At 32.7% G+C, this 12136-nt stretch carries 12 protein-coding genes and 4 tRNA genes; 4 read left to right on the top strand and 12 right to left on the bottom strand.

The window, feature by feature from the left end; genetic code table 11:
* Nucleotides 1-56 precede the first annotated feature (56 nt).
* Nucleotides 57-1370, top strand: coding sequence for an adenosylhomocysteinase (ahcY, locus tag B4L98_RS01130; RefSeq protein WP_291060234.1), 1314 nt, complete (start codon nt 57-59; stop codon nt 1368-1370).
* A 160-nt stretch (nt 1371-1530) separates the two neighbouring features.
* Nucleotides 1531-2106, top strand: coding sequence for a hypothetical protein (locus B4L98_RS01125; RefSeq protein WP_291047693.1), 576 nt, complete (start codon nt 1531-1533; stop codon nt 2104-2106).
* Between the two features lie 21 nt (nt 2107-2127).
* Here the strand turns inward: B4L98_RS01125 and B4L98_RS01120 are convergent, their stop codons facing one another.
* On the bottom strand, nt 2128-2754 hold the full coding sequence (locus B4L98_RS01120; protein ID WP_291047691.1) for a hypothetical protein: 627 nt from the start codon (nt 2752-2754) through the stop codon (nt 2128-2130).
* Nucleotides 2755-2912: 158 nt separating this feature from the next.
* Here B4L98_RS01120 and B4L98_RS01115 point away from each other — a divergent pair, with 158 nt between their 5' ends.
* Both B4L98_RS01115 and B4L98_RS01110 read left to right on the top strand, forming a co-directional pair.
* Nucleotides 2913-3917, top strand: coding sequence for an aspartyl protease family protein (locus B4L98_RS01115; RefSeq protein WP_291047689.1), 1005 nt, complete (start codon nt 2913-2915; stop codon nt 3915-3917).
* A gap of 18 nt (nt 3918-3935) precedes the next feature.
* Complete coding sequence (locus tag B4L98_RS01110; protein WP_291047687.1) at nt 3936-4238, top strand: PDZ domain-containing protein; 303 nt, start codon at nt 3936-3938, stop codon at nt 4236-4238.
* An 18-nt stretch (nt 4239-4256) separates the two neighbouring features.
* Here the strand turns inward: B4L98_RS01110 and B4L98_RS01105 are convergent, their stop codons facing one another.
* From B4L98_RS01105 to dnaE, 11 genes are all read right to left on the bottom strand, one after another.
* Nucleotides 4257-4847 carry a hypothetical protein gene (locus B4L98_RS01105; RefSeq protein WP_291047685.1) on the bottom strand — a complete coding sequence of 197 codons (591 nt, stop codon included), beginning with the start codon at nt 4845-4847 and terminating at the stop codon, nt 4257-4259.
* A complete protein-coding gene (locus tag B4L98_RS01100; RefSeq protein ID WP_409410629.1) occupies nt 4837-5268 on the bottom strand; it encodes an RNA polymerase sigma factor in 432 nt (143 codons plus the stop codon). Before B4L98_RS01100 ends, B4L98_RS01105 begins: the two co-directional genes overlap by 11 nt.
* 77 nt (nt 5269-5345) lie before the next feature.
* A complete protein-coding gene (locus B4L98_RS01095) occupies nt 5346-5609 on the bottom strand; it encodes a hypothetical protein (RefSeq protein WP_291047683.1) in 264 nt (87 codons plus the stop codon).
* A gap of 72 nt (nt 5610-5681) precedes the next feature.
* Nucleotides 5682-6161: a DUF2938 domain-containing protein gene (locus B4L98_RS01090; RefSeq protein ID WP_291047682.1), complete on the bottom strand. Its 480-nt coding sequence runs from the start codon at nt 6159-6161 to the stop codon at nt 5682-5684.
* 78 nt (nt 6162-6239) lie between these two features.
* On the bottom strand, nt 6240-6647 hold the full coding sequence (locus B4L98_RS01085) for an NUDIX hydrolase (RefSeq protein ID WP_291047681.1): 408 nt from the start codon (nt 6645-6647) through the stop codon (nt 6240-6242).
* A 79-nt stretch (nt 6648-6726) separates the two neighbouring features.
* Nucleotides 6727-6803 (bottom strand) — tRNA-Asp (locus B4L98_RS01080).
* 57 nt (nt 6804-6860) lie between these two features.
* Nucleotides 6861-6934 (bottom strand) — tRNA-Asp (locus B4L98_RS01075).
* 48 nt (nt 6935-6982) lie between these two features.
* Nucleotides 6983-7056: transfer RNA gene (locus tag B4L98_RS01070), tRNA-Asp, on the bottom strand.
* Nucleotides 7057-7099: 43 nt separating this feature from the next.
* A tRNA-Asp gene (locus tag B4L98_RS01065) sits at nt 7100-7173 on the bottom strand.
* Nucleotides 7174-7300: 127 nt separating this feature from the next.
* The gene (gene trxA, locus B4L98_RS01060; protein WP_038331009.1) at nt 7301-7618 is read right to left on the bottom strand and encodes a thioredoxin; all 318 of its coding nucleotides are present in this window, start codon (nt 7616-7618) and stop codon (nt 7301-7303) included.
* A gap of 111 nt (nt 7619-7729) precedes the next feature.
* Nucleotides 7730-12130, bottom strand: a complete 4401-nt coding sequence (gene dnaE, locus B4L98_RS01055; RefSeq protein ID WP_291077332.1) for a DNA polymerase III subunit alpha — start codon at nt 12128-12130, stop codon at nt 7730-7732.
* Nucleotides 12131-12136 lie beyond the last annotated feature (6 nt).

Genomic DNA, 12136 nt, shown 5'->3' with positions numbered 1-12136 from the left:
TTTGTAAATTTGTTCCTTATAAACTTAAAAAAAAAGTTAGTTAAATATATCAATTGATGGATACAAAAACGCAATACATTCCATACAAAGTTAAAGATATTTCTTTAGCTGAGTGGGGAAGAAAGGAAATTACGTTGGCTGAGGCAGAAATGCCTGGGTTGATGGCTATCCGTGAAGAGTACAAAGCTGCTCAACCTTTGAAAGGTGCTCGCATTGCAGGTTGTCTACACATGACAATCCAAACTGCAGTATTAATCGAAACGTTGGTTGCTTTAGGAGCTGATGTTACATGGTCGTCATGTAATATTTTCTCTACACAAGATCACGCTGCTGCTGCAATAGCTGCTGCTGGGATTCCTGTGTATGCTTGGAAAGGGATGAACGAAGAGGAATTCGATTGGTGTATCGAGCAAACATTATTCTTCGGAGAAGATCGTAAACCATTAAACATGATTTTGGATGATGGTGGAGACTTAACGAATATGGTGATTGATCGTTACCCAGAATTGGTTGCTGAGATCAAAGGATTATCAGAAGAAACAACTACGGGTGTACACCGTCTTTACGAAAGAATGGAGAAAGGTACATTGCCTATGCCTGCAATTAACGTAAATGACTCTGTAACAAAATCTAAATTCGACAACAAATACGGATGTCGTGAATCTGCAGTAGATGCTATCAAACGTGCTACTGACTTGATGATCGCTGGTAAACGTGTTGTAGTTTGTGGATTTGGTGATGTTGGTAAAGGTACAGCGGCTTCTTTCCGCGGTGCTGGAGCAATTGTTACAGTAACTGAAATCGACCCTATTTGTGCTTTACAAGCATCTATGGAAGGTTACGAAGTAAAAAAATTAGATACAGTGGTTGCAAACGCTGATATCGTAATTACGACTACTGGTAACTTTGGAATTGTACGTGCAGAGCATTTCGAGAAAATGAAAGACAAAGTAGTTGTGTGTAACATTGGTCACTTCGATAACGAAATCGATATGGCTTGGTTAAACGGAAACTACGGAAACACGAAAGAAGAAATTAAACCACAAGTTGACAAATACAACATCAACGGAAATGACATCATCATTTTGGCTGAAGGACGTTTAGTTAACTTAGGTTGTGCAACAGGACACCCTTCTTTTGTGATGTCAAACTCTTTCTCTAACCAAACTTTAGCTCAAATCGAGTTGTGGACAAATTCATCAGCTTACAAAAATAAAGTATATACTTTACCGAAGCATTTAGATGAAAAAGTTGCAGAATTACACTTAGCTAAATTAGGAGTAGAATTAGAAGTTTTATCTCAAGAACAAGCAGAATACATTGGTGTAACGGTTGAAGGACCATATAAACCAGAATATTATAGATATTAATTAATTTTAATTTAGATTTTTATTTGAAGAAATAACACACTTAACTATATGCCCTCGCCCTGAACAAGCGAGGGCTTTTTTATGCATAGAAAATTAAGCTCAACAATTAATTCTAAAAAGATTATCTTTAAAATATTATTGAATAATTTTATTACTGATTATGATTAAAAAATGTTTACAACTTGGATTCGTTTTAATTGGTTTTTCTTCACTTTTTGCACAAACTGAAAAACCTTCAGAAATATTCTGGAAAAATCTCGAAAAACATTGCGGTAAAGCTTACGAAGGCAAATTGCCCGAACATATTACGCGCGATGATTTTGCAGGTAAAAAATTAACCATGCATGTAAAAAGTTGTTCTACAAACGAAATTAAAATTCCGTTCAATGTTGGTGATAATTATTCGAGAACGTGGATTTTGACTAAAAAAGATGGAATCATCACGCTAAAACACGATCATCGTTACAAAAATGGAACTTCGGAAACAATTACATTTTATGGAGGAACAAATACAAATTATGGTTTCAAAGATTTTCAGATGTTTCCTGCCGATCAAGAAACTGCAACGTTAATAGATTATGCTTCGACAAATATTTGGTGGATTACCTTAGATGATAAAACGTTTAGTTACAATTTGCAAAAAGCTGGTTCTAAAACACCATTCCATGTCTATTTTGACTTGACAAAAGAAATTGAAACTCCGCCAGCACCTTGGGGGTGGGGAACACCACGATAATAAAAGAGCTGAAAAGCTCTTTTATCTTTTTATCAATAAATCAGCGTTTACAGATGGTTTTGCTCCCAAAGGATTTTTCTCAAAACCTCCATTTGTCGTTAAGTTTCTTGTAAATCCATTCGACAAAATAACACCACTTAAACAAACAAATTCATCAACCAATCTTTTTGTTATCAAAACACTTATATAAAATTCATCATTATAACTAATATTATCATCGGTTAAATCAAGTTTGTACGATTGATTTACAATATCGCTTGGAGAAATCTCAATATTATTCTTTTCAAAAAATACATTATCAACAGGAGTATTTTTAGACGATTTATATAGTTTTAAATTTAATTTAAAACTTTCTTCTTTTGGAGGATATGAAAAATTAAAATTAATCGCTTTTACAATAAAATCTTTCTTAGGAGCATTCACCTGAATAAAACTTTCTATGATCGGTTTATTCCATTTTACACTATCTTTTATTGTAGAAAATTGAAGGCAAATACTTTTAGATTTTGTTTCTGGACCAACACGTTTCAAGCGAAATTTGCTTTTATCATACAAAATCGTTTCGTGTAATTCTATCGTATCTTTTTTATAATCTTGCGCATTTGCAAACGTTATAAAACATAAAAAAAAGAAGTAAATTTTTGTCATCTATTGGTTTTAAAATCATTTATCAATTTTATAAAATATAGATGTTCAAAATTCATAAAGGTTACACAATAACATGTTAAAGTTTCAATTTGGATATTAAGAATAATTTTATTATCACATCATTTTTTTGCATAATTTTAATAAAAACTGAAATTTGAATGAAAATTAGATTATTACTTTCAATAATTTTTGTGTTTACTTTTTTACAAATTCATGCACAAAAAAAGGAACTTTCTTTGTCTGAAAATGTAAATAAAGAAACTATCTCATTTCAATTTATCAAGAATTTAGTTGTTGTTCCAATTACATTTAATGGTCATCAAATGAATTTCATTGTAGATTCTGGACTTAAAGAAACTATTTTATTCAGCCAATATGACAAAACAATCAACAAAAACAATCTTCGCCAAATTAATTTAAAAGGTCTAGGAAAAGATAATGCTGATACAAAAGGATTTTTTTCATCAAAAAATCAAATCGTTTTAGGTCAAAATTATTCTTCAAACAATATGGATATTATCGTGATACAAGACGAGAATTTCAACCTCTTTTCTCGGTTAGGAATTGATGTTCATGGAATAATTGGTTCTGAATTTTTTAAAAACTATCCAATTCAAGTAGATTATGCAAAAAGAAAAATCACCATTTATAAATCTATTCTTGAAGTTAAAAAATTAAAGAAATTTCAATCAAATCCATTAGAAATAAGTCCAGAAATAAAACCTTTTACAACTGTTGATTTTACGCATCAAACAACTTACACAAATCAAAAAATGTTGATAGACATTGGAAATAGTGATGGTTTGTGGCTTTTCGAAAATCAAATTGAGAATTTAGCACCTTTACAACATGTATTTTCGGATGAATTGGGCAAAGGTTTTAATGGTTCTATTAATGGCAAACGTGGAGTTATAGATGCCGTAAACTTAGATAAATATAAACTTAATCAACCTTTAATTGCTATTCCAGACATCGAATCGATCCAATATCTTAACTTAAAAAATAATCGAAAAGGTTCTATCGGCAATGAAATTTTGAGAAGATTTACAATTATTTTAGATTATAAAAATCAGTTGTTTTATTATAAACCGAATCGAAATTTCAAAGATGCTTTCCACTACAATAGAAGCGGATTAACGATAATTCACGATCAATTTGAGTGAAAAAAAACATCGGTTAGAATGACATTCAACACAAACGATGTTGATAAAGACAATGGTACTACAACACAAAAGATGAATTACCAATTTGAAATGAAACCTGTTTATAAAATAGAAGCGGTTCGTAAAAAATCGAATGCAGATTTAGTAGGTTTGAAAGCAAATGATATACTTACAAAATTGGATGGAAAACAAGTGAATAAAATGAGTTTAAATGATATCGAAAAATTCATGATTAAAAATGAATTTCAGCAAATTTCTGTAGAAATTCTCCGAAATAATGTTCCAATGAAATTTAAGTTTGTACTTGATATTCCATATTAAAAAAAGAGTAACTTTTGGTTACTCTTCTAATTGATGTAATATATTTTCTAATTCTACCAGATTCTTTTTATAATAAGTAGAAATCCACCATTTTAATAATAAAACGCAAATTAAAACATAGAAAAATAGTGTAAGAAAAATATAAAGATAAAACTGAAATTTGTATTCAAATTGCAACGAGTTTGGATGCTGGATATACGAAATACCAATAACCATCAACACTAAAATAGAAATCAAGTACGAATAAATACTGTAAATATCAATCGCAGATTTGTAATTATAATAAAACCAATTGATGTTCTTTAGCGAATTATATTCCAAATGATAAGATCGTTTATAAAACTTGAAAATATAAATAAACGGTACCAAAAAAGACAACGAAATACACAACAATGTCCACCAAATTGTTGGCGTATTTGCATCAAATAAGAAAGGAAAAGCATATAAAAACAATAATCCTAATGATTGAAAATAAAATTCTTGTTTCAATGTTTTTCTTACTTTATCAATAATGGTATTTGCTTCTTGATTAAGTTCAAGATTTGGATCAATTTTCACTTCATCTGAAGATTGATTGTCCCATTGTTTTTGTAATTCATCAAAATTCATAACCGTATTTTTTTATGATGATTTGTATTTTTTCTTTCGTTCTGTTCAATTTCACACGTGCATTTACTTCCGAAATTCCCAAGTTGATACTAATTTCCTTGTGATTTTGCCCTTCCAAAAACAGAAAAATCAATGCTTTCTCTACTTTATTTAATTCATGAACTGCTTTGTAAAACAATTCGAGTTGCGTTTCTTTTTCACCAGAATCCACCTCATCTACTTGATCAATATTTTCTAAAAAAGTATGACGATCTGCTTTTCTCTTTTCTTTTCTAAAATAAGTTAACGCCGTATTCAACGAAACGCGGTACATCCATGTCGAAAATTGAGACTTACCTTCGAAACGATCAAAAGATTTCCATAACTGCAAAACAATCTCTTGTATCAAATCATTTTGATCTTCAGAATTATCCATATACATCATAGCGATTTTGTGTAAAATCCCTTTGTGCTGATCGATTAATTCTAAAAAAAGAGTTTGTTTAGCTTCCAAAATCGTTACTTTATTTTTTTCAACGCAACTTGTTCATCATCGATAAATAAAATACAATTGACTCCGAAAAATTCTTGCAAAATATTTACTTTGATATTTAACTTTTCATCTTTAGAATTTTTCAAATGCCCCGTTAAAATTGGCGCAGAAAAATAGTTAATTTGATAATCTTGTAATTTGTCATTTACAAAAAGTTTTTCGCCAGAAAACCAATTATTCTCGATTCTGATAACATTATTTTCAACTGTTGCTTCCCAAATAGATTTCATCGTTTAATTATTTTAGTGTTTACTAGTAAGTAGAAAAAAAATAAAAACGTTACAAACTTTTTTGAAAAATATTTAGAATAGAGAAAGAATTAATGCAGAAATGTATAAGCCAAAACCGAAAATAAAATGTGTGAGTAAACTGCGAAAACGCATTACATTTGGCGATGGAAGTTTGGAAGATGCAAGTCCGAGCCCAAATGCTGGTTGCATAATAAAAAAAGGTGCTACAATTGTAAACAATCCTACAAATAAAGCGGGAAAAACGGTCGGATGATTTAACCATTCTACCCCAAAAATCACGACTAATAAAATAGAAAATGTAATTCCGATTAAGTAATGCGCCAACCAACCGATAAAAATTTCATTTTGAATTGGTTTTGAATCAAATATTTTATCATGTGTAAACTTTCCATTTGCAAAATGTCCAATCCAACGTCCTACAAATCTATAATCCAAAGATTTAATATTGAATAATTTCAAAATAAAAGCCCAAATATCCATCACAATTGTTGCACCAACGCCAACCAATATTGTTTTTATAATTATCTCCATCGTTTATTTTTTTAATAAAGATAGATTATTTCTTAATTAATGCAACTTAATCGCATTAATATATTTCAAAATATTTCCTTAAAATTTCATTTCTAACCAAATCGGTAAACTGAATTCTTCTAATAAATGAGCCAATTGAAATTCTTTGTAGTTTTCTTTCGTTATCCACGCCATTTCTTCTATCTCAGAAGCGATTTTAAGCGTTTCTAATGATTTTAATTTAACATGAAATACATTTGCATAAACTTCGGTATTAACTTCATTAACGGCAATAGAAGTGTGTTGCCCTAAAAATGAAACATCGTGCTGTAGAATATCAACATTAATCTCTTCTAAAAATTCGCGTCGAAGTGTGGTTAATAATTCTTCATCTTGTTCTCGTTTTCCACCAACCATCTGAAAAAATTTCGATTTCTTTTTTCGGACAGCTAACATTCTACCCGTTTCATCTGTAACCAAGGCGTTCACCAAATAAATATGATTCATTGTTATGCGTTATGCGTTATGCAAAAATAAAAAGTTTGGAGCAAAAAAAAGCCTCACAATAAGTGAAGCTTATAAAAGTTGGCGATCCGGACGGGACTCGAACCCGCGACCACTTGCGTGACAGGCAAGTATTCTAACCAACTGAACTACCGGATCAGTCTGTTTTTTTATTTATAATTTTCGATCGCACTAAAATAGAAAAAGAAATAGATGCGATCCGGACGGGACTCGAACCCGCGACCACTTGCGTGACAGGCAAGTATTCTAACCAACTGAACTACCGGATCAGAAAATTATAAATTGATATATTTTTTATGAATTTTTATAAAAAATTGCGATCCGGACGGGACTCGAACCCGCGACCACTTGCGTGACAGGCAAGTATTCTAACCAACTGAACTACCGGATCAGAAATTATAAAAAATATATTGTGTAAAAGAACGAACTTTTTGCGATCCGGACGGGACTCGAACCCGCGACCACTTGCGTGACAGGCAAGTATTCTAACCAACTGAACTACCGGATCAAAATCTGTATCGATTTCGGATTGCAAATATAGGCGGTTTTCTGATAAAACCTAAACTTTTTTCAAAAAAAATCTCGGAAATTTTGCATCCGAGATTCTTTTATTTCAAAATCAGCGATTTAATTTATTATAAAATCGCGTTTAATTTTTCTACTAATTGCTCTTTTGGAACAACTCCAACAACTTTGTCTACTACTTCTCCGTCTTTGAAGAATAAAATTGTAGGAATGTTGCGAATTCCATATTTTGCTGCAACTTCTTGGTTTGTGTCTACATCAACTTTACCAATAACTGCTTTTCCTTGATATTCTGTAGCAAGCTCTTCCACAACTGGACCAACCATTCTACAAGGACCACACCAAACAGCCCAAAAATCAACCATTGCTGGTTTTCCTGACTCTATAATATCTGATGCAAATGATGCGTCTGTTACTTCTAATGCCATAATCTTATATTTTTTTTATCTAATCTTAAGTTTACAAATCTACATAAAATTTTATTCTTGAAAAATTTCGTTCATATTATCTATCAATTATTCAATAGATGAAACGAATAATTAATTCAGTTTGAATGTAATTTCCTGCAATTCATCTAATTCTTTCAACAAATCTCGACAAATGTTAATTTTGATTTTACTTGCTGGTAAATCTAAATTATTCAAATAATCTTTTGGATCAATTAATTGAATTTTTAATAATTTATCTCCTTGATATTTGAACATAATATCTGATAATTTGCTAAATGTTTCTTCCGAAAATTCTGGAACTTCAATCTTCACCGTCATTTTTTCGGCTTGTTTTTCAACAATTTCATTCAACAACAAAATATTTGTGATGTTTTTATACACACGACCTTGCGTTACATTTCCTTCTTTGTCTTTGAATTCTTTTTTCGAGATATTCAATTTCAAATTCAAGAACATATTTTCCTGCATAAAGTGTCTATATTTCATATAATCGCTACCAAAAACCATGATATCCATCGAATCGGTGTAATCACTAAACGTAAAAATACCAAATTCGTTTCCATTTTTGGCAATTCTATGTTGAATATTTGACATCATTCCACAAATTGAAACTTCTTTGTTGACAAAATTATCTTCATTCGCATTGATATCAGAAATACTACAATTTGAAGCCATTTTCAACTCATGTTTGAAATCATCCAAAGGATGCGAAGAAATATAAATTCCAACAACTTCTTTCTCTTTCGACAAACGTTGTAACATATTCCATTTCTCACAATCTGGCAACATCGGAACCACATCTTCTACAACAGAATCTCCTCCAAAATCACCAAATAAAGAAGTTTGAGAAGAGTTTTTTTGCTCCTGATAATTTCCTCCATATTTGATTAATTTTTCCAGATTCGTCGTTGTATTATCGATAAAAAAATAACGTCCACGATGAAATTCAAACGAATCAAAACCTCCAGCTAAAACTAAGTTTTCGATTGTTTTTTTGTTCACTGTTCGCAATTCGACACGTTTAACAAAGTCGTATATATCTTTGAACGGACCATTTGCTTCACGTTCAGAAATTATCGAGTTTACTGCGGCTTGCCCAACACCTTTTACAGCTCCCATTCCAAAACGAATTTCATAATTTTCGTTTACGTTAAACTTCGTAATCGATTCATTGATATCTGGACCAAGAACCGCCAATCCCATTCGCTTACACTCTTCCATAAAGAAGGTCACTTGCTTGATATCATTCATATTATTTGAAAGAACAGCCGCCATATATTCTGCTGGATAATGTGCTTTCAGATAAGCTGTTTGATACGCTACCCATGCATAACACGTCGAGTGCGATTTATTGAAGGCATAGGATGCAAAGGCTTCCCAGTCTGTCCAAACTTTTTCTAAAATCTTAGGATCATGCCCTTTTTCTGAAGCTTGCGCAACAAATTTTGGTTTCATTTTATCCAAGACAGCTTTTTGCTTTTTCCCCATTGCTTTACGCAAAACGTCGGCATCACCTTTCGAGAAACCTGCTAATTTTTGCGAAAGCAACATTACTTGCTCCTGATAAACCGTAATTCCGTAGGTTTCTGATAAATATTCTTCCATCGCATCCAAATCGTACTGAATTGGTTCTTCACCATTTTTACGGCGAACAAACGACGGAATATATTCGATAGGCCCAGGACGATAAAGGGCATTCATGGCAATTAAATCCGCGAAAACTGTCGGACGTAAATCCTTCATGTATTTTTGCATTCCGGGTGACTCGTATTGGAAAACCCCAACCGTTTCGCCACGCTGGAAAAGCTCATATGTTTTTTCGTCGTCAATCGGAATTTCATCCGGATTGATTTCGATTCCTGTTCTCGCTTTTACTAATTTGATGGTATCTTTAATCAAGGTTAAGGTTTTCAACCCCAAAAAGTCCATCTTCAATAATCCGGCACTTTCTGCAACCGAGTTATCAAACTGCGTTACATATAAATCTGAATCTTTAGCTGTTGTTACAGGTACGAAATTCGTAATATCATCTGGCGTAATAATTACCCCACACGCGTGAATTCCCGTGTTACGAACAGAACCTTCTAAGATTTTTGCTTGCTGAATAGTTTCCGCAGCTAAATCGTCTCCATTCGATAAACGTTTAAATTCGCTTACAGCATCAAACTCTTCTGGTTTTAAGGCTCCTTTTAATGCAGCTTCATCTAAATTGAAGATTTTAGATAACTTCATATTCGGAATCAAACCTGCAACACGGTTCGCATCAAACAATGGTAAATCCAATACACGCGCCGTATCTTTAATCGAAGATTTCGCCGCCATTGTACCATAAGTGATGATTTGCGCTACTTGATTTGCTCCATATTTATCAATCACATAATCCATTACCAACGATCGACCTTCGTCATCAAAGTCGATATCGATATCGGGCATAGATACACGATCAGGATTTAGGAATCGCTCAAAAAGTAAATCGTACTGAATTGGATCTAAATTGGTAATCCATAAACAATAAGCAACTGCTGATCCTGCCGCCGAACCACGACCTGGACCAACCGATACGCCCATTTTACGCGCCGCAGCAATAAAATCTTGTACAATCAAGAAATAACCAGGATAACCTGTTTTTTCAATTGTGGCTAATTCGAAATCCAAACGTTCTTTAATTTCGTCTGTCAATTCTGGATAACGAATTTTTGCACCTTCGTAGGTTAAATGTTTTAAATAAGCATTCTCACCTCTTTTCCCTCCATCTTCATCATCTTCTGCGTGATGAAATTCTTCGGGAATATCAAATTTTGGAAGTAATACATCTCGATAAAGCGTGTATTCTTCTATTTTATCAACAATTTCTTGAATATTAATAATTGCTTCGGGAATGTCTTGAAACAATTGTTTCATTTCTGCTTCCGACTTAAAATAATATTCTTGATTTGGCAAACCAAAACGGAATCCACGACCACGACCAATTGGCGTTGATTGTTTTTCTGCATCGCGCACACACAACAAAATATCGTGTGCATTCGAATCGTCTTGATTGATATAATACGTATTATTTGTCGCAACAACTTTTACATTGTGTTTACGCGCAAACGCAAGCAAAGTCTGATTAACACGATCTTCATCTTCTTGTCCGTGGCGCATCAATTCGATGTAAAAATCATCACCAAACTGCTCTTTCCACCAAAGTAAAGCTTCTTCGGCTTGCTTTTCACCAAGATTCAAAATTTTGTTTGGAACTTCACCTTGTAAGTTTCCAGACAAAACAATTAAATCTTCTTTATATTCTTCAATAATCGCTTTATCAATTCGAGGCACGTAGTAAAACCCATCAGTATAAGCCTTCGATGCCATTTTTGCTAAATGATGATAACCATTTTTGTTCTTTGCAAAAATTACAATTTGATAGCCATTATCCTTTTTTGTTTTGTCTAAATGATTTTCACAAACAAAGAATTCGGAACCAATAATAGGTTTTAAGATAACTTCCGTTGGTTCTGCTCCGTCAGCAATTAACTCTTCATTCTTTACTTTTGCAGCTTTATTATGATTTTGTACTTCTGCATTAAAATGAAAAGCTCCCATCATATTTCCATGATCGGTAATTGCAACTGCAGTCATTTTATTTTTTGCCGCAGCACTCACCAAATCGTTTACAGAAATAGTCGATTGAAGAATTGAAAATTGTGTGTGATTATGTAAATGTGCAAATTTTGCTTTCTCGAATTGTGCTAAAACTTCTTCCGAAATATCAATAACCTCATCTCCTCCATCTTCTTTGGCTTTAATTTTCGCAATTTCTTGTGAAGCTTTTTTAAGATTTACGTGATTTAGTCCAACTGGCTGAATATTTGTTTCATTAATTGCATTAAATCGAACAAAATATTCATCTTCAACTTCTAACTCGTTTTTTGTAAAAATACCTTTACGAATCAACTCGAAAAAACAACGCGTAGTTGCCTCCACATCGGCAGTTGCGTTATGCGCTTCGCCAAACGAAACACCAAAAAGATATTGATGCAATTCCGTTAACGTTGGTAATTTGTAACGACCTCCACGACCTCCAGGAAGTTTCAATAACTCAGCAGTCACCTCGGTACAGGTATCCAAAACAGGTTTTTCGGCTAAATTATTTTCATAATTCAGACGATAAAATTCGGCTCCCATAATGTTAATATCGAAACCTAAATTTTGTCCAACAATAAATTTAGCTTTACCTAAAGCTTCGTTGAATTTATCTAAAACTTCTTTTAATGGAACACCTTTTTCGGTTGCTAAATCAGTTGAAATTCCGTGAATACGTTCAGAATCATACGGAATATCAAAACCATCTGGACGCACCAAATAATCTTGATGTTCAATAATTTGCCCCATTTCATCGTGCAATTGCCAAGCGATTTGTATACAACGCGGCCAGTTGTCGGAGTCAGAAATCGGCGCATTCCAATCTTTCGGAAGACCAGTTGTCTCTGTATCGTATATTAAGTACATTGAGTT

The organism is Empedobacter sp. UBA5528, from assembly GCF_002426075.1.
GTDB classification, from domain to species: domain Bacteria; phylum Bacteroidota; class Bacteroidia; order Flavobacteriales; family Weeksellaceae; genus Empedobacter; species Empedobacter falsenii_B.
This window is presented reverse-complemented; position numbering and strand designations above follow the sequence as displayed.

Bases quoted from the DNA above. Each gene is read 5' to 3' on its own strand.
- ahcY (WP_291060234.1), top strand. From the start codon at position 57: ATGGATACAAAAACGCAATACATTCCATACAAAGTTAAAGATATTTCT.
- B4L98_RS01125 (WP_291047693.1), top strand. From the start codon at position 1,531: ATGATTAAAAAATGTTTACAACTTGGATTCGTTTTAATTGGTTTTTCT.
- B4L98_RS01120 (WP_291047691.1), bottom strand. From the start codon at position 2,754: ATGACAAAAATTTACTTCTTTTTTTTATGTTTTATAACGTTTGCAAAT.
- B4L98_RS01115 (WP_291047689.1), top strand. From the start codon at position 2,913: ATGAAAATTAGATTATTACTTTCAATAATTTTTGTGTTTACTTTTTTA.
- B4L98_RS01110 (WP_291047687.1), top strand. From the start codon at position 3,936: ATGACATTCAACACAAACGATGTTGATAAAGACAATGGTACTACAACA.
- B4L98_RS01105 (WP_291047685.1), bottom strand. From the start codon at position 4,847: ATGAATTTTGATGAATTACAAAAACAATGGGACAATCAATCTTCAGAT.
- B4L98_RS01100 (WP_409410629.1), bottom strand. From the start codon at position 5,268: ATGTATATGGATAATTCTGAAGATCAAAATGATTTGATACAAGAGATT.
- B4L98_RS01095 (WP_291047683.1), bottom strand. From the start codon at position 5,609: ATGAAATCTATTTGGGAAGCAACAGTTGAAAATAATGTTATCAGAATC.
- B4L98_RS01090 (WP_291047682.1), bottom strand. From the start codon at position 6,161: ATGGAGATAATTATAAAAACAATATTGGTTGGCGTTGGTGCAACAATT.
- B4L98_RS01085 (WP_291047681.1), bottom strand. From the start codon at position 6,647: ATGAATCATATTTATTTGGTGAACGCCTTGGTTACAGATGAAACGGGT.
- trxA (WP_038331009.1), bottom strand. From the start codon at position 7,618: ATGGCATTAGAAGTAACAGACGCATCATTTGCATCAGATATTATAGAG.
- dnaE (WP_291077332.1), bottom strand. From the start codon at position 12,130: ATGTACTTAATATACGATACAGAGACAACTGGTCTTCCGAAAGATTGG.